The organism is Nitrospinota bacterium, from assembly GCA_016208975.1.
In the GTDB taxonomy this organism is placed as follows: Bacteria; Nitrospinota_A; UBA7883; order UBA7883; family JACRLM01; genus JACQXA01.
In genome coordinates this window covers 1,422,187-1,447,238 of record JACQXA010000004.1, presented here as the reverse complement: position 1 = coordinate 1,447,238, position 25,052 = coordinate 1,422,187, and the positions used below count along the sequence as shown (strand labels likewise).

22 protein-coding genes and 2 tRNA genes are annotated in these 25,052 nt (G+C 56.3%); 7 read left to right on the top strand and 17 right to left on the bottom strand.

Annotated elements, in window-relative coordinates; all coding sequences use genetic code 11:
- Positions 1 to 7: 7 nt before the first annotated feature.
- From HY751_10640 to HY751_10630, 3 genes are read right to left on the bottom strand one after another with little or no spacing between them, the layout of a single operon-like run.
- Entirely contained in the window at positions 8 to 823 is an 816-nt protein-coding gene (locus HY751_10640) for a hypothetical protein (GenBank protein MBI4666851.1), read from the bottom strand.
- Positions 816 to 2,312, bottom strand: coding sequence for a cyclic nucleotide-binding domain-containing protein (locus tag HY751_10635; GenBank protein ID MBI4666850.1), 1,497 nt, complete (start codon positions 2,310 to 2,312; stop codon positions 816 to 818). The genes HY751_10640 and HY751_10635 overlap by 8 nt, the downstream gene beginning before the upstream one ends.
- Before the next feature lie 4 nt (positions 2,313 to 2,316).
- Positions 2,317 to 3,603, bottom strand: coding sequence for a cytochrome c3 family protein (locus tag HY751_10630; protein ID MBI4666849.1), 1,287 nt, complete (start codon positions 3,601 to 3,603; stop codon positions 2,317 to 2,319).
- 511 nt (positions 3,604 to 4,114) lie between these two features.
- On the opposite strand from HY751_10630, the gene HY751_10625 reads away from it, so the two are divergent.
- A tRNA-Leu gene (locus tag HY751_10625) sits at positions 4,115 to 4,201 on the top strand.
- Positions 4,202 to 4,205: 4 nt separating this feature from the next.
- Here HY751_10625 and HY751_10620 read toward each other — a convergent pair.
- From HY751_10620 to corA, 5 genes are all read right to left on the bottom strand, one after another.
- Entirely contained in the window at positions 4,206 to 4,853 is a 648-nt protein-coding gene (locus tag HY751_10620) for a radical SAM protein (GenBank protein ID MBI4666848.1), read from the bottom strand.
- Positions 4,840 to 5,598 carry a ribonuclease III gene (rnc, locus tag HY751_10615; protein ID MBI4666847.1) on the bottom strand — a complete coding sequence of 253 codons (759 nt, stop codon included), beginning with the start codon at positions 5,596 to 5,598 and terminating at the stop codon, positions 4,840 to 4,842. Before rnc ends, HY751_10620 begins: the two co-directional genes overlap by 14 nt.
- A 279-nt stretch (positions 5,599 to 5,877) precedes the next feature.
- Positions 5,878 to 6,705, bottom strand: coding sequence for a DUF3050 domain-containing protein (locus HY751_10610; GenBank protein MBI4666846.1), 828 nt, complete (start codon positions 6,703 to 6,705; stop codon positions 5,878 to 5,880).
- A gap of 97 nt (positions 6,706 to 6,802) precedes the next feature.
- Positions 6,803 to 7,735, bottom strand: a complete 933-nt coding sequence (locus HY751_10605) for a TerC family protein (GenBank protein ID MBI4666845.1) — start codon at positions 7,733 to 7,735, stop codon at positions 6,803 to 6,805.
- Between the two features lie 65 nt (positions 7,736 to 7,800).
- Positions 7,801 to 8,889, bottom strand: coding sequence for a magnesium/cobalt transporter CorA (gene corA, locus HY751_10600; GenBank protein MBI4666844.1), 1,089 nt, complete (start codon positions 8,887 to 8,889; stop codon positions 7,801 to 7,803).
- Between the two features lie 236 nt (positions 8,890 to 9,125).
- Here corA and HY751_10595 point away from each other — a divergent pair, with 236 nt between their 5' ends.
- A complete protein-coding gene (locus tag HY751_10595; GenBank protein MBI4666843.1) occupies positions 9,126 to 9,857 on the top strand; it encodes a hypothetical protein in 732 nt (243 codons plus the stop codon).
- A 174-nt stretch (positions 9,858 to 10,031) separates the two neighbouring features.
- Positions 10,032 to 10,250, top strand: a complete 219-nt coding sequence (locus HY751_10590; GenBank protein ID MBI4666842.1) for a dodecin domain-containing protein — start codon at positions 10,032 to 10,034, stop codon at positions 10,248 to 10,250.
- 9 nt (positions 10,251 to 10,259) lie between these two features.
- Here the strand turns inward: HY751_10590 and plsY are convergent, their stop codons facing one another.
- From plsY to HY751_10570, 4 genes are read right to left on the bottom strand one after another with little or no spacing between them, the layout of a single operon-like run.
- Positions 10,260 to 10,907 (bottom strand): glycerol-3-phosphate 1-O-acyltransferase PlsY, encoded by a 648-nt coding sequence (gene plsY, locus HY751_10585; protein MBI4666841.1) that lies wholly within the window; start codon positions 10,905 to 10,907, stop codon positions 10,260 to 10,262.
- A 5-nt stretch (positions 10,908 to 10,912) separates the two neighbouring features.
- A complete protein-coding gene (locus HY751_10580) occupies positions 10,913 to 12,292 on the bottom strand; it encodes a diguanylate cyclase (protein ID MBI4666840.1) in 1,380 nt (459 codons plus the stop codon).
- Positions 12,289 to 13,875 (bottom strand): hypothetical protein, encoded by a 1,587-nt coding sequence (locus tag HY751_10575; protein ID MBI4666839.1) that lies wholly within the window; start codon positions 13,873 to 13,875, stop codon positions 12,289 to 12,291. Before HY751_10575 ends, HY751_10580 begins: the two co-directional genes overlap by 4 nt.
- A 14-nt stretch (positions 13,876 to 13,889) precedes the next feature.
- Complete coding sequence (locus HY751_10570; protein ID MBI4666838.1) at positions 13,890 to 14,522, bottom strand: 4Fe-4S ferredoxin; 633 nt, start codon at positions 14,520 to 14,522, stop codon at positions 13,890 to 13,892.
- A 61-nt stretch (positions 14,523 to 14,583) separates the two neighbouring features.
- Here HY751_10570 and udk point away from each other — a divergent pair, with 61 nt between their 5' ends.
- The 3 genes from udk to HY751_10555 are packed head-to-tail and all read left to right on the top strand — an operon-like array spanning position 14,584 to position 17,250.
- Positions 14,584 to 15,213, top strand: a complete 630-nt coding sequence (udk, locus tag HY751_10565; protein MBI4666837.1) for a uridine kinase — start codon at positions 14,584 to 14,586, stop codon at positions 15,211 to 15,213.
- A 32-nt stretch (positions 15,214 to 15,245) separates the two neighbouring features.
- A complete protein-coding gene (locus HY751_10560) occupies positions 15,246 to 16,904 on the top strand; it encodes an AarF/ABC1/UbiB kinase family protein (GenBank protein MBI4666836.1) in 1,659 nt (552 codons plus the stop codon).
- A 31-nt stretch (positions 16,905 to 16,935) separates the two neighbouring features.
- Positions 16,936 to 17,250, top strand: coding sequence for a phasin family protein (locus HY751_10555; protein ID MBI4666835.1), 315 nt, complete (start codon positions 16,936 to 16,938; stop codon positions 17,248 to 17,250).
- Positions 17,251 to 17,319: 69 nt separating this feature from the next.
- Here the strand turns inward: HY751_10555 and HY751_10550 are convergent, their stop codons facing one another.
- Positions 17,320 to 18,558: a fibronectin type III domain-containing protein gene (locus HY751_10550; protein ID MBI4666834.1), complete on the bottom strand. Its 1,239-nt coding sequence runs from the start codon at positions 18,556 to 18,558 to the stop codon at positions 17,320 to 17,322.
- Between the two features lie 545 nt (positions 18,559 to 19,103).
- Here HY751_10550 and HY751_10545 point away from each other — a divergent pair.
- Positions 19,104 to 20,906: a GGDEF domain-containing protein gene (locus HY751_10545; protein ID MBI4666833.1), complete on the top strand. Its 1,803-nt coding sequence runs from the start codon at positions 19,104 to 19,106 to the stop codon at positions 20,904 to 20,906.
- Here the strand turns inward: HY751_10545 and HY751_10540 are convergent, their stop codons facing one another.
- From HY751_10540 to HY751_10525, 4 genes are all read right to left on the bottom strand, one after another.
- On the bottom strand, positions 20,907 to 21,818 hold the full coding sequence (locus HY751_10540; GenBank protein MBI4666832.1) for a PQQ-dependent sugar dehydrogenase: 912 nt from the start codon (positions 21,816 to 21,818) through the stop codon (positions 20,907 to 20,909).
- Positions 21,819 to 22,093: 275 nt separating this feature from the next.
- A tRNA-Arg gene (locus HY751_10535) sits at positions 22,094 to 22,170 on the bottom strand.
- A 188-nt stretch (positions 22,171 to 22,358) separates the two neighbouring features.
- On the bottom strand, positions 22,359 to 23,759 hold the full coding sequence (locus tag HY751_10530; protein ID MBI4666831.1) for a glucose-6-phosphate isomerase: 1,401 nt from the start codon (positions 23,757 to 23,759) through the stop codon (positions 22,359 to 22,361).
- A 5-nt stretch (positions 23,760 to 23,764) separates the two neighbouring features.
- Positions 23,765 to 25,030, bottom strand: a complete 1,266-nt coding sequence (locus HY751_10525; protein MBI4666830.1) for an amidohydrolase family protein — start codon at positions 25,028 to 25,030, stop codon at positions 23,765 to 23,767.
- Positions 25,031 to 25,052 lie beyond the last annotated feature (22 nt).

The following is a 25,052-nucleotide window of genomic DNA, read 5'->3' as shown; positions in this document are numbered from 1 at the left end:
CCCCCCCTCAATAATAAAACGCCGCCAATACATGGAAGAAAAGCGCCACGGCGATGATGAGCGACAGGCCGATATGCCATAACAGCCAGCGGTTCATCTGGCGCTGGTGGGTCTGGCTAACCCGTATCTCAAGGGCGTCCACGGCTTTTTCGGCGATGGAGTAAAAGATGTCTTTTTCATGGACATCCAGGTCCGCCACGTCTATCACGGCGGCGTTGGGGTCCAGCGTGGCGGGGCCGAAACACCTTTGAAGCATGGCCTTGTGATGGCTCAACGTGGGGTATTTTATGGAGATGAACGGCAGGATGTGACGTTGATAAACCTCGTCAAACCTTTTGCTCCGCCCTTCCAGCATTTCGGATATCTCTTTTAGCGCGACATTCACCGCGTCGGCCAGTTCGCTTTTATAAACGGGGTTCACCAGCGTTTTGGTCATAAGCTGGGGAACATGTCCTTGCCTTATAATCCCCCACAGCCCGGTGATAACTATTCCCGCCGAAACCGTTGTAAGCAAGAACTGGGCGCCAAGCCCCACCTTGCCGTTGGCGTGCAGGACAAACAGCACAACGAATATGTATCCGGCGGCCACATGGGCGCCTTTCCAGTAGATAAGGGGGCCGAGCCCTTGCAAAAACACCCGTTTCCGGGCGGAATATGCCACCGACATAACGCCCAGGGCCAACGCGCTCCAGCCCAGCGGCGCGCCGGGAGTATGGACGAAGAATCCGAACGGAGGCTCGAAAGGCTCCAGCCAGGTAGCAAGGGCCACCACCGCCAACACGCCGATGAACGGCGCCAGTAGATATTTAGCCTCTTCAGTCATGGGCGCCCATTTTCACCGCCATTTTGGCGAAGAATTCCGATGGAACAATGGTTTTGATGGCGCCCGTGGGGCAATTGTGCTGGCACCCCATATACTCGAACCCCTTGCACATGTCGCACTTCACCGCACGGCGCCGCTCGGCGCCATCGGAAGGCTCCATATCCACCACTCCGAACACTCTTTTCATCCACCGGCCCAACTGGCCCCTGGGCCCCATCTCGCCGGAGCCTTCCAACGCCTTTACGATGCTTATGTTGCCAAAGGGGCAACGCTTCGCGCAGTTGCCGCAACCTATGCAAGCGTCCGTATGGAACACCTCGCCATTCACATCCCGCTGGATGGCGCCGGTGGGGCAACCGATCATGCAGGTGGGTTCCCGGCAATGCCTGCACGAGGTGGGAATCAAAATATTCTTATAGCGGATGCCGTTGTGGGTTATCCGCGTCACACCCTCGTGCAGGTCGGCGCAAGTCTCGATGCAATGGAGACACCGGACGCACTGGTTCAAATCCAGGATTAACATGGTGTCGGCCCCGAGGATGTCGTGGCTTTCTATCCAGGTAAGCACATCCTGGCTGGCGGCGTTGCGCACAACGCTCTCATCGGAGTACCGGGTGGCGGCCAGGGCTTTCAGCTTGTCGGCCACTAGCGGGTGGCGGCGCATCAGCTCCTCGAACTCCGCCTTTTCTATCATCACAAGCTCCAGCCGTGTGATGGCAGTGGCCGTGGCCACCCGTTTGCGCTTGTGGAATAGCGCCCTCTCGCCAAAATAGGACCCCCCTCCCAGGTAGGCCATTATGAACTCCTTGGGGCCTGCCTTTTCCAAAAGGGTGGATGAAGCCTTGTTGAACCGGGAGTCGAAAAAGGATTGCTCGTCCACGTTTATGGGACGGGACATTTTAACGAATCCGTCGCGGATGAGGTAAAACGCGTCCGCCTCGTCTCCACTGGCGAAGATAACATCGTTCTTCTGCCGGGTCACAAGCTTCACTTTCTCGGCCAGGGCGTTCATGGAATCGTCATCCACCTGTGAGAAAACGTTTAGCTTCCTCAAGGCCGATGCGAGGGTGCGTTTCCTGTAATCCCCGTCTATCCGTTCCTTTATTTCCGGAGAGGCGTCCAGAAACCGCAGAAACTCCTCCCGGTGGATCCTGAGGGCCACCGCCTCGTCGAGGCATGACACTTCCGCGAACCGGGGGTTGCCCGTAAGCACCGACATCTCCCCCACTATCTCCCCGGCGCCTATGATTCGCACCTGCCGTTTTTTGCCGGTCTCCTTATCTGTCACCTCAATCTTGAACCGGCCGCTCAAGGTGACATAGCAGGTCATCTCGTAATCACCTTCGTGGATGATCACTTCATCGGCGGGGATGTGGATTATGTCGCCGTCTATTACCAGGTCTTCCAGCGCTTTGCGGGGCGCGCCATGAAAGAACGGGGCTTTCTCAAGGAAGGCCGCCATTTCTTCCAGGTTGCTGAACTCGTCCATTGTTTTAATTTCCAGCGGATACTTCAACCGGGGCCGTTTGCGGGCCACCAGCCATACTATTTATATTTTGCCTCTTTTCCGCCAGTTCGAAAAGGTATGTCAACCCTTCCACCGATAGCAGGGGCCTGTAGGTGAATGCGGACTTTACCACCTCGGCGTCGTACAGGCTTTGCAACGAGAACCCCAGGCCATGACACCGGGAGCACACATCCAGCGCCATCCGCTCTTTCGACGAGGCGGAGACGGTCTCGTTATGGTCGGTGTGGCCGTTAAGCTCCATGAGCCTTGGCATGTGGCAACCGGCGCAATTTACACCCTTTAGCGCTTTTTCAGCGAACACGGGGTCGGTTAAATACCTGTTGTGGCCGGACTTCTCGAAATTGGCCGCATGGGTTTCCTTATGGCAGGTTTGGCATGCCTCGCCACCCGCCTTCTCCAGCCGCAGGTTGTGCGCGTCGTGACAGGCGCCGCATCCCATCCGTGCGCTATCACTGAATACCGGGGAAACAGCCATGTCCGGCGCGCCATGTCTGCCGGTGACATAAGTGTCCACCTGGGTTTCATGGCAGGGGGCGCATACGGTTATCTCCGGTTTTTCGTCCACCACTCCCAAGTAGGCCGCATGGCACTTGGCGCAAGTGGCCGAGGTGCCATAATGGGCGCTTATCTCGTATTGCGCCGCCACCACAAGGTTATCCTTGAAAAACCGGCTGGAGCGCATCTTCACCACCTCTTCGGCCGTGATGGCGTATTGTTTGGCGGGCGCGGGCTTGGGGCAAATTTCCGTTATGGCCTTAAGGGTAACGTTGCCGCTTTCCGCCAACTTGTCCGGCTTCATGCTGGAGTGATAGGTGTGGCAACCGGGATTTACGCAGGAGTCTCCGGAAAACCGGGAGTGATCCTGGTTTATCTGGCCGGGCTCGTGGCATTTTTCACAAAGCCCGTCGGGGCCGGTATAGGCTTTGGGGGCTGTGGGGCGATGCTCACCGTGACAGTCCATGCAGGTTAATCCGCGAAGTTCCGGGGGGGTTTGGGCTTTAGCGGAACTGGCCAGTTTCCCGGAAGGGTGCGAATCCTGATAAAGCCCCCGGGCATGGCATTTCAGGCACATAGTCTGGGTCGGCCCCCGCCAGGGTTCGTGGCATAGCGGGCATCCATAACCGAACCGGGCATGGGCCGAGGCCAGCGGAGCCGGGAGAAACTGTGTGCGGCCAGCCCCCGCGAAGGCGGTGAACATCCCCACGGCGGACACAATGGTAACCGCCAGGATAACCGCGGTAGAAGTCCTCATTCTCCCCCAACCGCCGCCGGAACAGCTTCCGGAGCGGCCTTTAAAACCGTTCGGATCCGATAACGCATAAAAAACGGCCCCGGCCCAAACGCCTTCCCCCGGCGCGGCCGGCCGTTAAAGCTTATTCGCGTTCGGCGGACAAGCCACCTTTAAAAACAGTTACAACAAAAAACTTCCAATGGTTAAATTATCATTATCCTTGGCGCCGCCGCAACTTCCACTGGCCCGGGGCTGGTGTCCCAGTTTGAATGTCAAATAATAGACAGATCCTTCACTTCGCTTGCGCTTCACTCAGGATGACAATGTTATCAACGGCTTTTATATTGTCATTCTGAGCGTAAGCGAAGAATCTCCCCTGTACTTTCAAACTGGGACACTACCCGCCCGGGATGTTGTTTCAATATGATGCATGCTTGAGGAAAACGCTTCCCGCCCGGCAATCGGTAGCATGACAATCCAATTAGCAAAAACGTTGATTTTATGTTCAGGCGGGATATAATTGAGGTTTGTTGCCGAAGTGGCGGAACTGGTAGACGCACATGATTCAGGGTCATGCGTCCGCAAGGGTGTGGGGGTTCGAATCCCCCCTTCGGCACCAAGTCCTAAACGCCTTTAGCTTCCCCGCCCCAGATTATCTTGTGCAACTGAAGATTCATCCTCGCGTTCAGCCCGGAAGCCAGCAACCAATCGGCCAGCTCCGCAAAGTCTGTTTTGCCCCATACCGGCGAGAATAGCACTATGGCTTTATCCGGTATTCCCCGTTCCCGGCAAAGCGCCGCGGCCCATTGGAAATCCTCCCGCGACGACACCACAAATTTCACCTCGTCACCGGGCCGGAGCATGCCATAGTTTGCCTCATGAAAGGAGCCAGCGGACCCGGAGCCGGGGGTTTTAATGTCCACTATGTATTTCGCGCGGCGGTCGAACCGGCTTAAATCCACCGTCCCGTTGGTTTCCACCAGCGTTTCCAGCCCCGCGTCCAGCAGGGCTTTAATTAGCTCCGCCGCGCCGGGCTGTATAAGCGGCTCGCCCCCGGTGACCTCCACCAGAGGCGCCCGGAGCGCCAGGGCCTTATCGAGCGCCGCGGAAACTTCCATGGGCTCCCCGGCGCTTTTGGCGGCGTAACCGGTGTCGCAATAGGCGCAATCCAGGTTGCAACCGGCCAGCCGTATGAAAACGCAGGGCCTGCCCGCATGGGTGGATTCCCCCTGGATGGAGAGAAAGATCTCGGAAACTCTAATGACGCTCATCGGCGGGCTCAGGATTTTCCACCGGCGGCTGGCCGGGGTTGTTGGCGCCGAGCATTTCACAGGTGGCTTGGGCGGCGGCCTGTTCCGCCTCTTTCTTTGTGCGCCCCTCCCCTGTCCCGAAAGGCTCGTTCATCATCCACACCTGCACCTTGAACAGTTTGTCGTGGTCCGGGCCCTGCTCTTCCACCAGCTTGTATTGAAGCCCGGCGGCGCCCATGTTCTTCGCCTGTTTTTGAAGCAGTCCCTTGTAATCGGTCTCCATCCGGCTCACCGCCGCCTTGTCCAGCTCTTCCTTGATAAGGTTTAAAACCGCCTGGTAGGCCGTGCCGAAGGAGCTGTCCAGATAGATGGCGGCTATCAACGCCTCCATGGCGTTGGCCAAAAGGGAGTTCTTCTCGCGCCCGCCGGTGCCCTCTTCCCCCCTGCCCAGGAGAAGATATTCCCCCAGGTGGATACTCCGGGCGAACCGCGCCAGCGACTGTTCATTCACTATCTGGGAGCGTATCCTCGAAAGCTCCCCTTCCCGCATGTGGAGCCCCTGGAAGAAAAGATAGCGGGACACCACCAGGTCCAGAACCGAGTCCCCCAGAAATTCCAGCCGCTCGTTGTCCTTAACGGATTTTAATTGCCGTTCGTTTGCGTAAGAGCGGTGGGTAAGGGCTTTGTTAAGCAGGGAAATATCCTTGAAGGCCAGCCCCAGGCTGGTCGCCAGCTCTTTAAGCTTTACGGTTCTTTCGTCTTCCAATGAATTGTTCTTATGGAAAAATAAAAATTCCCGCCAGAGTTATGGATCTACTCCGGCGGCAAACTGAATTTTAAGCCTAATGCCAAGCCCTAGCAAGTGCCCGTATGGCTTGGTAGTGTCTCAGTTTGAATCTCAAATAACAGACAGATCCTTCACTTCGCAGGCGCTTCGTTCAGGATGACAATGTTATCAACGGCTTTTATATTGTCATTCTGAGCGTAAGTGAAGAATCTCCCCTGTACTTTCAAACTGAGACACTACCTATGGCTTAAGCACGGGCTATTTCCCTGCGGTAGCGGCGGCGTTCTCTTCTATAAGCCCCCTTGCTCCGTCCCACAAGGCTTTCCGGGCCATGATGGCGGTCTCGGCGGTTTGGGCCGCCTCGTTCCATTTCACCGGATCCTCGATGCAAAGCCGTGTCACCAGAAGGCTTGCCATTGGATTGTGGAAATCCTCGTCCAGGTGGATGTGCCGTTCCAGATAGAACTCGAATATGTCCAGCCTGCCAGGGAACTTGGCGCGAAGCTCCTTGATGAGCGAACGGAACATGTCCGGGATAGGGTCTTCCCTGCCGAAAGTGAACGCGGCGGCTATCCTGTGGGTCTCGCCGGTCTCTATTATTTTCCATGTTGTGGAAACGAACTGGCGGGATGGCTCCGGAGCGCCGCATTTGTCCAGCGCATCCATCAGCGGAACGCCCCGCCCAACCATGTCCAGAAAACTGTTTATGGGGTCAGTATCGGCTCCGCACTGCTCCATGGCGGAGATATAAAGCTCCAGGTGGCTCGCGTAACCGCCCCGGGCGTCCTCATCGGTCTCCTCTTCGAGCACCATATGGTTGATGAACCGCCGGATCAGTTTTTCGCTCTTGGGAACCCAGGGGACGCTCACGCAGGTAAGGGAGCTTTGCAGGGCCTTTAACAGGCACATGAAATCGTACACGGCGAACACATGGCAGGCCATGAACGTTTTCAGGTCTTCGATGGTTTTCACCGCCGAATACACAGGATGGTTCGTAATGCCGTCGCGCAGGGGTTTGACGGTCTCTTTAAGACGCTTTAAGTGACGGTTTTGCAGGAGGGGTTTAACAATTGGGTCTTCTTTCATACAGCCTCGCTTGAAAATGACTATCCCGCGGCCCAATGCGAGGGGCCGCATCTCGCCTATCTTGAGGCAAGATTATACAGGGAATGCGGGATCGGTGTTATTTCCCCTCTTCCCCGCCGTTTTTCGCGGGAAACATAAGCGAAGCCGTGATGGACGCGGTAAGCACCAAAGCGATAACCCCTAAAGCCGCCAGCACCGGAATATGCAGGAAACTTTCCCCGATCATTTTAAGCCCCAGGAACACCAGGATCGCTGACAGGCCGTAATGCAGGTAATGGAACAGCTTCATAAGCCCCGCCAGCGCAAAATAAAGCGACCGCAGGCCCAGGATGGCAAAAATGTTGGAGGTGTAAACAATGAACGGATCCAGCGTTACGGCGAAGATGGCCGGGATGGAGTCCAGCGCGAATATTACGTCCGACGTTTCGATGAGCAACAGAGCCACGAAAAGCGGCGTGGCGTGGCGGACGCCGTCTTTTGTCAGGAAGAACCGGCCGGTTTCAAAACCGGGGGCTATGGGCATGACCTTACGGAACAGCCTGAGGATGGGGTTCTTCTCCGGTTCTATTTCCGACTCCTGGTGCAACGCCATTTTTACGCCGGAATATATGAGGAACGCGCCGAAAATATATATTATCCAGTGGAACATCTTGATGAGCGCCACGCCCACAATGATAAAGGTAAGGCGAAGCACGATGGCCCCGAGTATCCCCCAGAAAAGGACCCGGTGCTGGTAAATACCCGGAACCTGGAAATAGGAGAATATGAGCAGGAGCACGAACAGGTTGTCCACGCTCAGCGATTTTTCGATGAGGTATCCGGTGATGAAGTTCACCGCGTCTTCCTGACCCCGGAAGAAGTAAAGCCCCGCGCCGAACAGAAGGGCCAGGCTTATCCACCCCGCGCTGGACATAAGGGATTCCCTTATGGTTATTTCGTGGGCCTTTTTGTTCAACAGCCCCAGGTCCAGCGCCAGCATGGCCAGCACGAATACGTTAAAAGCTATCCAGGGCCATATTCCGCCGGTCATCGCAATCCTTTAAAATACAAAGAAGCGGTATTATGCCACAACTGGCGTTCCGGACGGGCGCGGGATCACAACCAGCCTTTCCGCTTGAAGTAATACAGCATCCCCCCGGCTATGCCCAGGTTGATGATCCAGAAATAGAGATAGCCGTGCTCCCAGTTTAATTCCGGGAAATGGTGGAAATTCATCCCGTACACGCCCGCAAGGAACGTTAGGGGTATGAATATGGTGGATATGATGGTCAGGAATTTGATCACTTCGTTGAGGCGGTTGTTGGAGCTGGAAAGATAGACGTCCAGCATGCCCGAAATAAGGTCCCGAAGGGTTTCTATGGTGTCTATTATGTGCACTGTGTGGTCGTATATGTCGCGCAGATAGAGGGTTGTGGCCTCTTTTATCAGGCCCGAATCGCTCCGCTCCATCTTTACTATCACGTCCCGCAAGGGCCACACGGATTTTCTTAGAAGGATTATCTCCTGTTTCAGCGAGTTTAACTCCCTCAGGTACGCTGAAGTGGGGTTGCTCATCACCTCGTCCTGCAGTATCTCTATACGTTCGTCCAGCTTTTCGAGCACCAGGAAGTATTGGTCCACAATGGCGTCCATCAGGCAGTAGGCCAGGTAGTCCGCCCCCATTTTCCTTATCCTGCCGCCGCTGGCGCGTATCCTGTCGCGTATGGCGTTGAGCGCGCCACTCTCCCGCTCGTGGAAAGTCAGCACCCAGGTGGGGCCCAGGGCAAGGCTGAAGGCTTCGGATGTTATCTCGTTCCTCTCGGTGTCGTAACCCAGGATCTTCAGGTCCAGGTACAGGTAATCGTCGTAATCGTCCATTTTCGGGCGCTGGTCCAGGCTCTGGATGTCCTCCAGTGTCAGAGGATGCAGGTTGAACACCGCCCCGATGCGCTCCAGTGTCCTCGCGTCGCTGATGGCGTCCATATTGATCCAGGTGATGGTGGCGCTGTCTCTGAACCTGGGCAGGACATCCACGGAATAGGTCTGCTCGGCATGGAAATATTTCTCGTCGTATTCGAGGATGGTTATCCTGGAAGCTTCAAATTCGGCTTGAGGGGTCTCCTCCACAAACTCTTCAGCCGCAAGGAGGGTGCCCGGCGGCATGCCGGATTTCTTTGCCCTGCGCTTGTGGTGTTTTCTGGCCATGAAGAAAGCCCCTTATTTACTGAAAACATGCGTTTCCCGGCGCGCCCGGCGGACGCGCTAAAGTGTTAATTATCCATCAATGGCCGCTGATGGTGAATTTTTTTCTTGGCCTTTAACCAAAAATTCATTAAATTTATTGGAACCCTTTATAAGCGGTATAAGCGCGCCTGTGGCCTGCCGGTATAGGCGCGAGGATCAGAACTCTCAATTTCACATAATTTTTGGATGGGCAAGAAATGACGTTAAGGAAAATCCTGGGGCTTTTTACCGCCCTGCTGTTCGTCGGCGTTACAGCCGGATGTTCTTCTTCCAGCTCCAGTGTTCCCGAATCTACCGACTCCCAGGCATCCACCGAGACCGCCACTGAACCCGTAGCCGAGTCTGTGTGCGTACCCGAGCATACCGCTTCCGGAACCGTGCTTTACACCACATACGACTGCGGCCCCTACAACTACACCGGCGGCCAGTATTACAGTTTCCAGCTCAATAACACAGTGTCATGGGCCAAAGGGCGCATTTCCTTTAAGGCCAAAGGCATCGCCGACAACCTTCTTCCCGGGGCCGAATGGTGGATAATTTTCGGCATGATGGTTACGCCAAACGGGCGCGAGGGCAACTTCCAGTATGTCATGTGGAGCGAGGGCGCCAGCCACGAGAGGCTTATCACCCAGCGGTTCGACGGCACCTGCTCCAACTTCTGCGAGAACCAGGACAGGGTGACGGCCATATCATGGAATGCGGCTACCACTTACCAGTTTGAAGTGACTTGGGGCGGCGGCGTGGTTTCCATGGTTATCACCGATGCCGATACCGGCGCGCCCGTTTACACCTATGGCGGCCTGACCACCAACGGGGACTACTCCGGGGCCAGTTACATCAACGTGGGCAACGGCGCGTTCCCTTCGTATCATCACTCGCTGGCCGGAACGCTTACGGTTTCCGACCTGAGGCTTTCCGCTATTCAGTAACAACCTGTTCCGTCTGCCCGGTGGCTACCAGCCGCCGGGCATTTTTATTTTTGCGCGGCCCGGTAAAAACATTTCTACGCCAACCGGCATAACGGTAAAATAGGCCTAGCGGTGGAATCCGACCTAAAAACGGAATTGAAACATGGGTATCAGATTATCCGGGAGGCGCAAATCATGAACAAAACTTTTAAAGTCATCAAGGTGGCCAGCATTTCCACCACAAGCTACGAAGACGCCATCCAAAACGCCATCATGGAGGCGCATGAGACCTTAAGGGGCCTCAACTGGTTCCAGGTGCTGGAGCAAAGGGGAAGGATAGACGAAACCGGCAAGATAGTCGAATGGCAGGTGATTGTGGAAGTGGCCTTCAAGCTGGAGCATCATAAAGGCTGACCCGCATGGTCATGGTTTCCCGGGGCGGCGCAAGCCCCCCAGGAAATCGGTCTTCCTCTCCTCGCCCCTCATCAGCCTTTTAATGTTCTCCCGGTGGGTGTAAACGATTAAACAGGCCAGCGCCACGCCCGCCCCCACCAGCTCCAGGGGAACGTCGTGGCCGAATATCATTTTGTCCATCAAAAGCAGGACAGGGGTAAGGACCGCCGCCGTCATGGAGCCCAGCGAAACGTATTTGGTGGCAAGGGTCACAGCAAGATAGGCGCCCAGGGCGATTACCGTAACCGGCCAGTTGAGCCCAAGAAAAACACCGCCCGCCGTGGCCACGCCTTTGCCGCCGCGGAACCCCGCGAACACCGTCCATATGTGCCCCACCACGGCCATCAGGCCGCAGTAAAGCGCCGTCCGCTGGTCCGACACGAAGCCGTAGCCTAATGGCGCCACAAAGGCGACCGCCGCGAAACCTTTCAGCATGTCCAGCGAAAGCACCGCGATGTATGGTTTCATCCCGTACAGGCGGTAGATGTTTGTGGCCCCGGCGTTGCCGGAGCCGTGGTTTCTTATGTCCACCCCGGCGATTATGCGCCCGGCGACAAGGGCGGTGGGAACGGAGCCGAGAAGATAGCTTACTGCCAGCGAAAGGAAAAAGTACTGCATCTTGCTTAGTTTCCGGCGCCGTAAACCAAGGTTTTGTCCCGCCCGGCGCGTTTGGCCTGGTAGAGGGCCTCGTCGGCCATACGCACCAGGTCGTCCACCTTGGTCACGCCCGGGGTGTTGGCGCTACAAATGCCGATGGATATGGTGACGGTTACCGGCCCGGCTCCGGTTTCCGCCGGGGACGACGCCACGTCCTGCCTTATCCTCTCCGCCACCGCCTCGGCGGCGTGGGTGTCGGTCTGCGGGAGCAGTATCGAAAACTCCTCGCCGCCGTAGCGGGCCACCAGGTCTATCTTGCGCAGGTGCGCGGCCAGCTTATCGGCTATGTGTTTCAATATCACGTCTCCGGCCAGGTGGCCGTAGGTGTCGTTTATCTTTTTGAAATGATCCACGTCTATCATCACGCACGTCAGGTCCTGGTGGAACCTTCTGGTCCGTTCGAACTCCTGGGTGAGCCGCTCGTAAAAATGCCTGTGGTTGAAAAGTTTCGTAAGCCCGTCGGTGATGGCCAGCCGGTTTATCTCCATGTGCCTGCGGTGGTTCAGCAGGGTGGCGGCCAGCGTTTCGGTCACAAGCCGCGCCACGTTCATGTCCATCCTGGAGAAAAACCCCTGTCCGTTGCCGTTGAGGTTCAACACCCCCAGGGCCTCCCCGCCCATCATGACAGGGGCGCAAAAGGCGTACCCGTCGTTATACCTGGCCCGTTTGCTTCTTGTGGAATAGGGGCTGGCCTGGAAATCCTCAACCAATATCTCCACTCCGTTCTTCAGGGCCTCGGCCATGATAGGTGACGATTCCAATGGAAGGAGCAGGTTATCCATCCCCTCGCCGCCATAGTTGTGGGCCAGCAACCTTAGGTTATTCTCCTGCCCGTCCAGCATGAACAGCGAGAAACGGTCTGACGGGAGCAGATCCGGCAGTGTTTCCGAGACCGCCGCCGATATGCGGTCCAGCTCTATGGAGTTTAGCGACCGGGCGAATTCCGCCAGCCTCTCCAGCTGTTTCTTGTACTCCGACATCCGGAGGTGGGCGCGGATCTTTGCCATTAACTCGGGCATGTTAAAGGGTTTGGTTATGTAGTCGTCGGCGCCCCTATCCAGCCCTTCCACCCGGTCCCGGGTTTTTCTAAGGGCCGAGGCGAACACCACGCCCACATTTTTCAACCCGTAGTCCTCTTTCATCCGCTTGCACAGCTCGTACCCGTCCATGTCCGGCATCATCACGTCCAGCATCACCAGGTCCGGCCTGCGTTCCTTCACCATGTCCAGAGCCTCGGCTCCGGTGGCGGCCAGCCTTATGTCGTACCCTTCGGCGGACAGGGCCGCCATAAGGTTGAGCCTGATGTCTTCCTCGTCATCCACTATGAGGATGTTGGGCCTGGTCATTTCCCTCTCCTTGTTATGGGCAAGAGCATGGTGAAAACGCTTCCTTTGCCGGGCTCGCTTTCCACGGCTACGTTTCCGCCGTGGGCTTTTACTATCTCCCGTACCACCGCCAGCCCCAAACCCGTGCCCGGATACCGGCGCCGGGTGGAGCTGTCCAGCTGGGTGTACTTGTCGAATATACGCTGGGCCTGGTCCCGGGGGATGCCTATGCCGGTGTCCGCCACCGCTATGCGTAGCATCTCCTCCCCTCCCGCCTTAGCCACGCTGAGGGAAACCGAAACGCCTCCCCCCTCGCCGGTGAATTTTAGCGCGTTTGAAAGCAGATTGTTAACCCCCTGGGAGAACAGCCGCTGGTCAATGGCCATTTCCCTTACGGCGCCGTCGTGGGAAAGTTCCAGGGTGATGCCCTTGTCCCGGAACGCCAGCGAGAACTGGTCCACGCAGAATTGCGTTACCGTCACGGGGTTAACATGCTCCAGCACAAGCTCCATCTGGCCCGCCTCGAACTTGGCCAGGTCCAAAAGGTCGTCTATAAGGGCTTGCTGGCGCTCCACGTTGCGTTTGATCATCTCGAGGAACCGTATCTGCCGCTCGGTGACATCCCCCAGGTTGCCGCTCATGAAATTGTCCACCGCGGCCCGGATGGAGGTGAGCGGGGTGCGAAGCTCGTGGGAGATCATGGAGGTGAAATCGTTTTTCAGCCGTTCGTATTCTTTATCCTGGGTGATGTCCGTAAGCATCACAAGAGAGCCCGCGGGGCCCCCTTCCGCCCCTGCCACCTCCGTCACCCGCACCCGGTATATCCTTCCCGTAATGGTGGCGTCGAAATATCCGCCCGTCTTTAGCTCTCCCTGCCGGCCTTCCATAAGCCTGGACACAAACTGTTCTTTGGCCTCGTCACCCAGCGCAAGATATGGGAACAGGGCCGACGCCACGGGGTTTATGGTTTCCAGTTTGCCGGAGATATCGAAGAACACCACGCCGTCGGTCATGCCGTTAATAATGGTTTCAAGCTTGCTCTTTTCGGCGGCCAGTTCGTTACGGAGATGGATGAGGTGGACGCTTTGCCGCGCCAGGCTGTCTGTAATGTCCCTCAACTCCTGGTGGCGCTGGCGCAAAACGTTTTGGGAAGCAATCCCCGATGACGCTCCGGAACCGGGTTCGGCCATGGCCAGAACCATCTGCGGCATTGAGGCTATGCCGTCATCGTCCCACGCCACAAACGGCCCTAGGCCCAACTCGAGAACTTCCACGGGAACTAAAAACTCACCCGAAGGGGCTATAACGGCGATGCCCATCTCCTGGCTTATGGAACGCAACCGCCAGGCGGCCAGCGCCGCCGCCTTCGGGTCGGAGGTGAAATCCACCACGGCGGCGTTGTAAGTGAAAGACATGGCGGAGAACCCGGCGGTTTGGGCGAAAGCCCGGAACTCTATGTCGAACCTGGCTCCGGAGGCGACGTCAAATATCCGCTTGATGGCATGGGAGCGATCCTGGTCGTTCTCCACCACAAGAAGCCGTATCTGCCTGGGCGCCGTCTGGGCCTGCCCCTGTCCATCCTGTGGTTTAACGGTTTTCTCCATCGTTTACCGGCCGGTCACACCAGGCGGGGAAGGGTTGTTATGGCTCCGCGGCCCGCTTTCCGGCCGCAGTAATATTCACACAGGCCGCAACCCACGCATTCGGCGCCCTGAATCACCGGCACGCCGCCAAGCATAATTATGGCGGACTCTTTGAGGGGGCAGAAATCGTAGCAATACCTGCATTCCTCATCCTCATGGGCCCGGCAAAGCGCAGGGTTTATGCGGGCCTTGCCCATGGAAAGCTGGCGGATGGTTTCCACTTTCACAAGCGCCCCCCGGTCGCACGCGTCCACGCAATGAAGAGGATCGCAAAGGAAACACGCTTTCGCCCTTGGGTTGAACATGGGGTATCCCGCCGCGTCTCCAGCTGATTCGGGCGCACGGAACAGCACATCTTCCGGGCAGGCTTTTATGCAGGCGTCGCACTTGTCGCAAACCTCCCGGAACTGCCGCTCCGGCACGGCCCCAGGCGGGCGAAGGAATCCCCTGGCCGGATCCAGCGAAAACTTTTCGCGGGGCGGCGGCGCGAGAATCTCTTCCGCGTCTTTTCTGGCTTCGTTGAAATCCACGGCGGCCCGGCCCAGCATTTTAATACCCTGGCTGAACCATTGCCTCCGGGAAACGGGGATTTGGTCTTTTTTGTCCATTACCTAATTTTACCTTATGATAGCCCCATATCCATTAAACAACCTTATCTTTAAGGCGATTTTGGCTGAAACAACCGGTGGGCCGTTTATAGTGGGGGTTTCCGGCGGGTCGGCCGCCGGGAAGACCATGGTGGCCAATATGCTGGCGGAGCGTCTTTCAGAAGAAGGGGCTCTGGTCATAGGCGTGGACCGCTATTTTCTGGACAGAAGCGCCCTGCCCCCGGAAGAGCGGGCCCGGCTGAATTATGACGTGCCCGAGGCGCTCAATTTCGCCCAGCTGGCCGTGGACATCTCCACGTTGAAAGCAGGACGCCCCGTAGCCTTGCCGGTTTATGATTATTGCCACCATGCGGCCACACCAGACGCAGAGCGGGTGGAGCCCGCGCCTGTGATAATCGTGGAGGGCATCCTCCTGTTTTACCCGCAACCAATCCAGCCATTGTTGGATTACCGGATATTCGTAAACGCCGAAAGGGATATAAGGCTGGCCCGGCGTATCGCCAGGGACACGGTGGAGCGGGGCCGGTCAGAAGAGTCTGTCATCCGCCAGTTCATCGAGACCGTGGAACCGGCCTTTGAGAAATATACCCTGCCAACCCGGTCCCAGGCCGACGTTACACTGGACTGGGACGTGAAGGACAGGGGCGCCATAAACCGGCTGGCGGACGCAATCAGGTCGAGGGTGATATAATTCCAGTAAGAAAATCAACATCCAGTAAATCAATGTCCCTAGGCAGACTCCGGCGCGCCACAAGCTACATCTCCCGGTACCGGGAGATATTCACGGTGCTTGTCCGTTATGGCCTGGCGGACTGGGCCCACCGCATGGAGTTTGATTTCGCCCGGGAGATTCTGGAGCGCCAGGCGTCCAAAGAGCTTTTGGAGCTTTCCACCGAGGAACGGGTGCGCATGGCCCTGATGGACCTGGGCCCCACGTTCATAAAGGTGGGTCAGCTTCTTTCCGTACGGCCGGACCTTGTGGGCGTGCCCATGTCCGACGAGCTGAAGAAACTCCAGTCCTGCGTAAGGGCCGATCCGCCGGAGGTTGTGACAAACACGGTGGAGTCGGAATTGAAATGCCGCATATCCGACGTGTTTGAGGAGTTCGACACCACCCCCGTGGCGTCCGCCTCCATCGGCCAGGTTCACCGGGCAAAACTGAAGACCGGCGAGAAGGTTGCCGTGAAGGTGCGCAGAAAAGGCATAGAGCGGGTTATCGCCACCGACATGGAAATACTGGCGGACCTGGCCGGTATCCTTGAAACCTACATGGAAGAGGCGCGCTATTATCGCCCCAAAGAAACCGTGGCCCAGTTCGCCCGGGTGATAACCCGGGAGATGGACTTCATGCGGGAGGCGCGCAACATAATCCACCTCAATCAGGACCTGGCGGGCGACCCTTTAATCCACATCCCCAAGGTTCATGAAAACCTCACCACCTCCAAGACGCTGGTGATGGAATGGCTGGACGGCATGCCGCTGAACATGATGGACGACGAGCTGAAAAAATCTTACGACACCACGGCAATCGCCGAAAAAGTGGCGTCGGTTTATTTGAAGATGATTTTCGTCACCGGCTTTTACCATGCCGACCCGCACCCGGGCAACATCATGATCATGGAAGACGGCGGCCTGGGCCTCCTGGATTTCGGCATGACCGGCAGGCTCTCCGAAAAAATGCGGGGATATCTGGAAGACCTGATCCCGGTGATAATCTCTGAGGATAGCGACCGGCTGGCGAGGATAATCATAAAGGCCGGCCAGCTCCCGCCAGACCTGGACCAGGCGGCGCTGGGTTCGGACCTGACGGAGTTCATTTCCTATTACACCTCAATCCCGTTATCCCGCATGAACCTGTCCGAGGCGCTCAACGAGGCGGTCTCCATCATCCACCGGCACCATATAATCCTTCCGTCGGAAGTGGTTCTGCTGATGAAAACCCTGGTGACTCTGGAGGGCGCAAACCGGGCGCTAAACCCGGATTTCAACCTTATCTCGCTCATAACGCCATACCAGGCGAAGATAGGCGTGTCGGGCCTGCTGGCCCCGGCCAGAAAACTGAAAACCGCCCGGCGGCTGGGCGAGTCCATGTATGACTTTTTCGAGGTGGCGCCCAGCGCCTTGGTGGACATACTGGAGCGGTTCCGCAAGGAGACCATGGAGATACACATGGAGCACCGGGGGCTGGAGCATTCCGCCAACCGGCTGGTTTTCGGCATACTCACGGCGGCCATATTCATGGGTTCGTCCATGGTTCTGTCCGCCGGACTGCCACCGAAGATTTTCGGGCTGTCGGCGATGGGTCTGCTGGGTTACGCCATATCCCTTTTTATGGGGTTGAGGATATTATGGGCCATAATGGTATCGGGGCGGCTCGATTAGGGGGCGCCAATAGAGGCGAAAGGAGGAGCGTATGTTGAACACCATACTTGACGCGGCCAAGATAGGGTTGGGGGCCATTTGGCTGTCCAAGGAGAATTTAAAGAAGGTCACCGATAACCTGGCTGAAATCGGCAAGGTGAGTAAAGAAGAGGGGGACCGGCTGTTGAACGAATTGCAATCCGCCGGGGAAGAGCACAGGAAAAAACTGGCTGAAATGGTGGATTCTTCGGTGAAAAAAGCCATGGACCAGGCAGGTCTTGCCACCAAGTCCGAGGTGGAGGAGCTAAAGAGGAAAGTTGACGAGCTTAACGAAGCCCTGGGCAAGATGGGTACCGGGGGAGCCTGAGTTCACATCCCCTGGCGCTAAAAATAAAAAGGGGCGCGGTTTTGCGCCGCGCCCCGGATAAATCCCAACCTATTGCAATACCGACAACCTCAGCTCGCTTACCGTGATGGTGGAACCCACCCCGGAATAGCCGGACAGCGCGCCATTGCCTACCCTTATGTAATCCGCCCCAACATACGCCCCATCGGTGGGCAAGGAGCCAGACATCACCGTGGCGCCCGATGAGGCGTCGGTCACCAGCATGTAAACCGTGGAGCTGTTCCACTCGAACTCGAACTTGTAGGTGGCCGATCCGTTCCAGCTAACCTCCGTGTGGATGTTCTGGCGCTCGCAGAAAGACGAGCAGGTCCCGTCGAACCTTTGCGAGATGAACCGGGAGTTTACGGCGCCATCAATGAACAGGTCTATCTGGAAATTGCCTTCCGCTCCAGATGGCGTTGTCATCTTGGCGAACATCAGGAAGAAGTCCCTCCCTGAGGGCAGAATGCTGTCGGACAGACCTGTCACCTTGAACGAAAGTTTCCCGTTGGTCATTGTGGGAGCGCCGGAGAGGCTGAACTGGTAAGCCTGGCCGGAGCCATAGGCGTAGGGTCCGCAATCCGCCGTGGTCCAGATAACGGAGCCTGAATGATCCGGCACGGCCACGCAGGTTCCACCCGTGGAGCCGCCGCTGGCGGACGGGGTGACATGAAGCTCGGTGGACATGTCGCTTTCACCGCCGCCGTTCACGCTGGTAAGCCGGTAATAATATGTGACGCCGTTATCAAGAAAATCGTGGGTATAGCTTGTTGATGTGGCCGTTAAGTTCCTATCCGCCATGCTCACGCCGCCCGTGGTGTTCCAGTAGATCATGTAATAATCGGCTCCGGCCACGGCGTCCCACGAAAGGGTGACGGCCCCATCCCCGCCCGTCGCCTGAACCGAAGAGGGAGCGGACGCCCTTGGAACGGTTGGCGTGGCCGAAACCTCGTCGGACATGGGGGATTCCACCCCGCCGGAGGTTACGCCGGTTACCCTGTAAAAATACGTTTGCCCGTTGGCGAGCCCTTCGTGGGTGTATGGGGCTCCGGAAACGGTCTGTATGGCCGTGGCGTTGCCCGCCGATACTCCCCCTGATGTGTTCCAGTACACCCTGTAACTGTCCATCCCCGTCATGCCGCTCCATGTAAGGGTTACGGCGCCGTTGCCCGCCGCCGCCTGGACTCCGCTGGGGCCCGAAGCCAGGTCCACCTTTGTTTCAGAAACGGAACAGGCCGCAAACATGGCGGGCATCAAGGATAAAAACAGGAACCTGGTAATTTTTCTCAAAGAACAACTCCAAACATGCGTTATATACTTGGCCCGGATTGCGCGCCAAGGTGATTGAAAAGACCAATCGGGTTCTTTATTTTACACAATTTTAAATTTTAGGAACACACCCGCCATTGAATTTTTGGTGGTCTCCCAGTTTGAAAGTACAGGGGAGATTCTTCACTTACGCTCAGAATGACAATATAACAGCCGTTGATAACATTGTCATCCTGAGCGAAGCGCAAGCGAAGTGAAGGATCTGTCTATTATTTGAGATTCAAACTGAGACACCACCGAATTTTTATATTCATTCAAAATAAATCCGGTTGGGTTTAAAATGTGCCCATATGGGGTTTTTTTGAATTCCATAAGCCGGGGTGGCCTTGGGGTGGGAATTAATGCTTGATGATTATCTGAGGAGCCTGAAAAAAGCTCTGGGGAATAGCGGCCCGGTTGCGCCGGAATGTCCACAGATAGCATCAAGAACTGCGCCAGTCTCTTTTCTGTTAATTTTCGCTTTTATTGTTCCTCTGTTTTTTCCCGTTCCGGCGCGTTCAGAAGTAGTGGTTGAGAATGACTCCGCGGTCATTAACCTGGGTAGTCATTACCTTTACATAGAGGACGCCGGACACAAGCTTTCCCTGGCGGATATTCTGGACAGTTCCAACTCGTCAAAGTTCAAACCCTCAGAATCGGACAATCCTAATTTTGGATATTCCATCTCCGCGTTTTGGATAAAGACCGATATAAACAACCGGCTTGCCTCTCCTACGGATTGGTTTCTGGAGATTCCCTTCCCTACCCTGGACCATGTGGATGTGTATCTGGTGGATCCGGTATCAGGCGAAGTCATGTCACGCCAAACCTCGGGTGACATGCTGGCTTTCAGCCAGCGGCCATACCCGCACCGGAACATGGTGTTCCCGCTTAAGCTTCCTCCATCCAAACTGGTTTCCCTTATTATCCGGGTGGAATCGCTGGGTAGTCTTACCGTCTCTTCCACCTTGTGGCCGCCCCAGGCGTTCCATTTGCACAGCCGCAACGCATATCTGGCTTTAAGCCTGTATTTTGGCACTCTGGTGGCGCTGTTCGCCTATAACTTTCTTTTATTCCTGTCTCTGCGTGACAAAGGCTACCTGTATTACGTTCTGTTCGTGGGGGCCATGGCGCTAGGCCAGCTTTCATGGAACGGGTTGGGGAACGAATATTTCTGGACGGAGAACACGGCCTGGGCCAACATCGCAAGCATCGCCGGGTTTAACGCCACCGGCATGTTCGGCGCCATTTTTTGCAGGACGTTCCTGAACACCCGCCGCTCCGCCCCCACGCTGGACAAAATCATCATGGCCTGCGGCGGCGTATTTTCCCTGCTTATCGCGCTTATACCGTTTATTTCGTATCAACACAGCGCCATGCTCACGTCGGTCACCGGGGTGGTCTTCTCTTTTGTGGCCACGTTAAGCGGCGTGGTCTGCCTTATCCGCGGATTCACCAGCGCCCGCTATTTCCTGCTGGCGTGGACCATGCTTTTGTTGGGCACGGCGGCGCTGGGCGCCCGGAACCTGGGCTGGATTCCCACCAATTTCTTTACCCTGTACGCCATGCAAATAGGTTCGGCGCTGGAGATGCTTTTGCTTTCGTTTGCGCTGGCCGAGCGGATTAGCGACCTGCAAAGGGAAAAGGAGGCCGCGCAAATAGAGGCTTACAACGCCCGGCAAGGCATGATAGACGCGCTCACCAGGACCGAGCATGAATTGGAGGATCTGGTGAGCGCCCGCACAAGGGACCTGACCAGTATCAATGAACAGTTGCAGGAAAGCGAAAAACTCCTGCGCAAACTGGCCCATCATGACCCGCTGACGGGCCTTGCAAACCGACATCTGCTGGACGAGCGCCTTGTAAGCGCCATAGAACGGGCCAAACGGCGGCATGAGCGTATCGCCGTTTTACTGGTGGATCTGGATAATCTAAAACCCGTCAATGATAATCACGGCCACGACGCTGGCGATATAATCCTTCGAGCCGTGGCGCAACGGCTGAAAAACAGCGTCCGCGCCTCCGATACGGTGGCCCGCATGGGTGGCGATGAGTTTGTGATTCTCCTTGAAGACCTGGCGGGTCCTTACGACGCCGTGGTGGTTTCAAGAAAAATACTGGACGAGATGAAAGAGCCTGTTCCAGTAAAGAGCTTTTCCTTACATATAAGCGTGAGCATAGGCGTGGCCCTGTACCCCGATGACGGTGACGAGGCCCAAACCCTTATTAAACACGCGGACCGCGCCATGTACGGCTCCAAGCTGGGGGGACGCAACAGGGTGACCCTTTCCAGCGGCATAGAGGCGGCTCTGAAGGGGGCGGGGGTATGATCACGGCGGCCCCTCATCAAGTACCGCCCTGTATATGCCATCGCGGGACACAAAATGGAGATAACCGTCCGTAAAATATTTCACGTCCGTAACACCGGAACCGGCCATATATAGCGTTTTCTCCGCTAACGCGACTTTTCCTTTTATCTTTAACGCCCTTATCTCCCCGGTATTCCATGCGCCGAATATGAACCAGTCTTTGTAAAACGCGCCGTTTGTGGGCGCGATGTTCGGCGTGTAGGTCTTGAGGGGGTTTTCATATCTCCTGTCGCCGGCTACGCCCAAAACCACGGGCCATCCATAGTTGCGCCCCTTTTGGATGACGTTTATCTCGTCATCCCTGCTGGTCCCGTTCTCGGTTATGAAAAGCTCCCCTTTATCGTTGAAGGTCATCCCGAAAACGTTCCTGTGCCCCAGGCTCCACACCGGACTGCCTTTAAACGGATTGTCCGCGGGAATGGAGCCATCGGGCGCTATGCGGATGATTTTACCGGCGAGGCTTTTTATATCCTGGGCGCTCTTCTCATCCCGCGCGTCTCCGGTGGAGATGTAGAGCATGCCGTCGGGGCCGAATACCAGCGCCCCGCCATTGTGAAACACCGCGCCCGGGATTTTATCCAGAATCACTTTTTCAGGGTTGAGTCGCACCACCCGGTTGTAGGTGGATAATCCGGTGGAATAGGTATGGTAAACATAAACAGCCCCGTCTTTACAGGCGATACCCAAAAGCCCCTTCTCAAAACCTGTGGCCACATCCAGCGTTTTCATCGGCTTTTTTAAAAGTATGCCGTTTTTTATGACCCGTACGCTCCCGCTTTTTTCCGTGAACAATATTGTGTCTTTATCGAACTGGCAGAGTGACACGGGGAAATCCACATTGCCGGTCATTTTTTCCACGGCGGTTAATCTCAATTGCCCAGCGGTTGCTATCGGGATAAAGATGAGCGGGGAAATCAGTAGGGTGGCGGATAATATATGAGCCGCCAGGGACAGGTTTTTAAGCGCCATTTGCATTCTCCTTGAACTTGAGCATAAGGAGGCATCGTGGTTTCGCTCTTAAAAAATAGCATAAACCCTCCACCGGTGGCGGATGAAACCCGGCTTTTTGAAAATTGTTGGGGGATTTTGAAAGTCGCGCGGGATTAATTTTATGGAAACTTGAAGTATCCCGGCTTTGCCGGTTGATATGGTGCGCCCGGCGAGATTCGAACTCACGACCTACGGATTAGAAGTCCGTTGCTCTATCCAACTGAGCTACGGGCGCAACACGCATGATTTTCGATTATAGCAATTTGCGCCAGGGAATTGGCCTTGTATTAAGCGCCTAAAATTCAAATACCGTTTAAAGTAACTTAACGTGCCACCCTGGGCTTTTCGAAGGGTGGCAAACACTGAACCAGCCATGCTTCGACAGGTTCAGCATGGCAAGGTTTTTGGCGCGCCAGTAGCGCGTCACACCGTCCGCTTTTCCTGCCCGTGGGTTTCCGCTATCTCGCGGGCCAGGTCTTCATACCCCTTCTTCCCGAACTTGGCATAGGCGTAGTTTTTGCCAAACTCCACGCCGGGCTGGTCGAAGGCGTTTATCCTGTACAATCCCCCGGCGAAGGCCGTGGCCACCTCCAGCATGTAGATCAACTGTCCCACGCTGTGGGCGTCCACCTGGGGCATGCGGATGGTAAGGTTTGGCCGGTTGTTTTTCGTAAGGGCGTATTCGGTGCCCTGTTTCTCCACGCCGATAAGCTCGTTCAAGGAATGGCCGGAAAGATATGACACGTCTTCCACGCCGGGAAACTCGTCGGGTATGGGGGCTACGTTTTCGAACTTCCCCACCTCAAGGAAAGTTACAACCTTGTCGAAAGGCCCTTCAACGTACAGCTGGACTTGCGAGTGCTGGTCTGTGGCCCCCAGGGCTTTTATCGGCGTTTGGCCGGTGTGGACCGGCGCGCCGTCTATGTCTTTCTTTTTTCCCAACGACTCGGCCCAAAGTTGCCGGAACCAGTCGGCCATATAATAAAGCTTATTTGAATACGGCATCATAACGGCCATTTTCTTGGCCTTCACGGTGTCCAGCAGATAATGGATGGAGGCGAAAAGATACGCCGGGTTGCCCATGATGTCGCCGTTCTTCAGCCGCTCGTCCATCCGGGCGGCTCCTTCCAAAAGCGCCTCAATATCCACACCAGCGCAAGCGGCTGGCAGGAGCGACACCGGCGTGAGCGCCGTGAACCTGCCCCCTACCCCATCGGGCACCTCGAAACTTTTCAGTTTATGTTCCTCGGCGATGGGCCGGAGGGAACCACTCTTCTTGTCTGTGGTAATGATGAGGTGTTTGCGCCACTCCTTTTTCCCCAGCTTTTTCTTCAGGGTATCCAGGATTATCATGAACTGGGCCATGGTCTCGGCGGTGGCTCCGCTTTTGGAAATCACGTTGAAAACGGTTTCCTTCAGCTTCAAACCGCCTATCATCTCCTCGAACCAGTCCGGGTCTATGTTGTCCAGTATGTAGAGCCTTGTCCCTCCCCGTTTTTTATACGGGAGGCTGTTGTGCATGGAATGCCGCAGGGCGGAGAACAGCGCCGTTGTGCCCAACGCCGAGCCGCCGATGCCCAGCACAACCATGTTCGAAAAATCCCGTTTTATCTTTTTCGCGGCTGTGATTATGGCTTGGGCGGATTCTTTTTGATATGGCAGGTCGTAGAAAGGCAATGCTCCGCTGTTTCGCTTCTTCGAAAGCTCGTTATGGATTTCCGCCGCCCGGCGCTTAAGTGAGGTCAATTGCTCCTCGGCCAAACCGTTTTCGGGGCCCACGGCGGTGGCCATTACGTTGGTGTAATCCAGAACTATGTCGGTCATAACGCTTACCCCCTCTTTCGGTACAGTTCCCTGCCTGCGATAAATACCCGGGCCAACTGGCGATCCGGGCTTATTATAGCCTCAAACGGCTTCGCAACCCCGGCGGGTTTATCCATATATATCGCCACCGCGTCGAACGGGGCGCCCGCCCGCAACGCGCCAAACCCTTCGGGCAATCCCAGGGCCCTGGCGCCATCCTCCGTCATCATCCTGAAAATATCCCGAGACGGAATTTCCGGAAAATCTTCCGCCACGGCGGCGGCTTCTTTCGTCATGTCCAGGTCCATGTTGGACGCTAAGCTGTCTGTCCCCAGCGCCACGGGCACTTTTTTATCCAGAAGTTTTGGTAACGGATGCTCCATGTCCCTGCCAAACCACCGGTTGGAGTTGGGGCACAGGCACACCTTGGCTTTAGCCCTGGCGATGCGGGTAACGTCCCCACGGGCCGGGAAGTTCATGTGGATCAGCAAAGCGTTTTCCAGCGCCGACAAGGTTTGCAAGGCCGCCACTGGGGCGGAACGGGGATGGAAACCCGGCGCAAAGGCCCCCAGGCGTATTAATAAATCGCGGAAGGGGCCGGTCCCCTTTTTTGCGAAAACGTTCTCTTCCATGGTTTCGGCCACATGGATAGCCAGCGGTTTTTTCCGCATGGCGGCGTATTCGGCGGCGCCTTTAATAAGCTCGCCGGAGGTGGAATAAACCGCGTGGGGGGATACGCCATGGGTGACAAACTCGCTTCCGGAGGCGCGCTCCACCCGGTCCATAAGCTCCCGTAGCTTGACGCCCGCAACCGAGGGGTTATACCCCAACGTTTCATGGAACACCACGGCCCGCAGGCCGGCTTCTCGCAGATGGGTGGTGGACAGGCCAGTGGAAGATATGTCCCCCACGCAGGTGGTTCCGGTTTCTATCAGCCGTCTTATGGCTTTCCGGATGGCCGAATCCACCCGGGATGGCGAAGCTTTACCCCGTTTTTTAACCAGGTCCCGAACCCAATCGGTGAATGGAAGCCCTGGTATCATCTTCCCCGCCAGGTAAGACAGTTCCAGGTGGCAGTGGGCGTTCACAAACCCCGGATGAACAAGACAGCCGCTCAAATCCACCTTCCTGTCCGCACGGCGCTTCGTGACAGACTCGGCGGGGCATATCTCCACCACCTTCCCTTCGTGGACGAACACCACCGCGTTGGCCAATGTCTCGCCGCAATCCGGGACCAGCGTCCCGGTGGATACTTTTATAATAGGGCTTAGTTTATGAAACAGGGTTCTCATGGAGCGATTTTGCCGGAGCGGT

What these genes read in the sequence shown, in the direction of transcription:
- HY751_10640 (MBI4666851.1), bottom strand. Translation starts at nt 823, where the DNA reads ATGACTGAAGAGGCTAAATATCTACTGGCGCCGTTCATCGGCGTGTTG.
- HY751_10635 (MBI4666850.1), bottom strand. Translation starts at nt 2,312, where the DNA reads ATGGACGAGTTCAGCAACCTGGAAGAAATGGCGGCCTTCCTTGAGAAA.
- HY751_10630 (MBI4666849.1), bottom strand. Translation starts at nt 3,603, where the DNA reads ATGAGGACTTCTACCGCGGTTATCCTGGCGGTTACCATTGTGTCCGCC.
- HY751_10620 (MBI4666848.1), bottom strand. Translation starts at nt 4,853, where the DNA reads ATGAGCGTCATTAGAGTTTCCGAGATCTTTCTCTCCATCCAGGGGGAA.
- HY751_10610 (MBI4666846.1), bottom strand. Translation starts at nt 6,705, where the DNA reads ATGAAAGAAGACCCAATTGTTAAACCCCTCCTGCAAAACCGTCACTTA.
- HY751_10605 (MBI4666845.1), bottom strand. Translation starts at nt 7,735, where the DNA reads ATGACCGGCGGAATATGGCCCTGGATAGCTTTTAACGTATTCGTGCTG.
- corA (MBI4666844.1), bottom strand. Translation starts at nt 8,889, where the DNA reads ATGGCCAGAAAACACCACAAGCGCAGGGCAAAGAAATCCGGCATGCCG.
- HY751_10595 (MBI4666843.1), top strand. Translation starts at nt 9,126, where the DNA reads ATGACGTTAAGGAAAATCCTGGGGCTTTTTACCGCCCTGCTGTTCGTC.
- HY751_10590 (MBI4666842.1), top strand. Translation starts at nt 10,032, where the DNA reads ATGAACAAAACTTTTAAAGTCATCAAGGTGGCCAGCATTTCCACCACA.
- plsY (MBI4666841.1), bottom strand. Translation starts at nt 10,907, where the DNA reads ATGCAGTACTTTTTCCTTTCGCTGGCAGTAAGCTATCTTCTCGGCTCC.
- HY751_10580 (MBI4666840.1), bottom strand. Translation starts at nt 12,292, where the DNA reads ATGACCAGGCCCAACATCCTCATAGTGGATGACGAGGAAGACATCAGG.
- HY751_10575 (MBI4666839.1), bottom strand. Translation starts at nt 13,875, where the DNA reads ATGGAGAAAACCGTTAAACCACAGGATGGACAGGGGCAGGCCCAGACG.
- HY751_10570 (MBI4666838.1), bottom strand. Translation starts at nt 14,522, where the DNA reads ATGGACAAAAAAGACCAAATCCCCGTTTCCCGGAGGCAATGGTTCAGC.
- HY751_10560 (MBI4666836.1), top strand. Translation starts at nt 15,246, where the DNA reads ATGTCCCTAGGCAGACTCCGGCGCGCCACAAGCTACATCTCCCGGTAC.
- HY751_10555 (MBI4666835.1), top strand. Translation starts at nt 16,936, where the DNA reads ATGTTGAACACCATACTTGACGCGGCCAAGATAGGGTTGGGGGCCATT.
- HY751_10530 (MBI4666831.1), bottom strand. Translation starts at nt 23,759, where the DNA reads ATGACCGACATAGTTCTGGATTACACCAACGTAATGGCCACCGCCGTG.
- HY751_10525 (MBI4666830.1), bottom strand. Translation starts at nt 25,030, where the DNA reads ATGAGAACCCTGTTTCATAAACTAAGCCCTATTATAAAAGTATCCACC.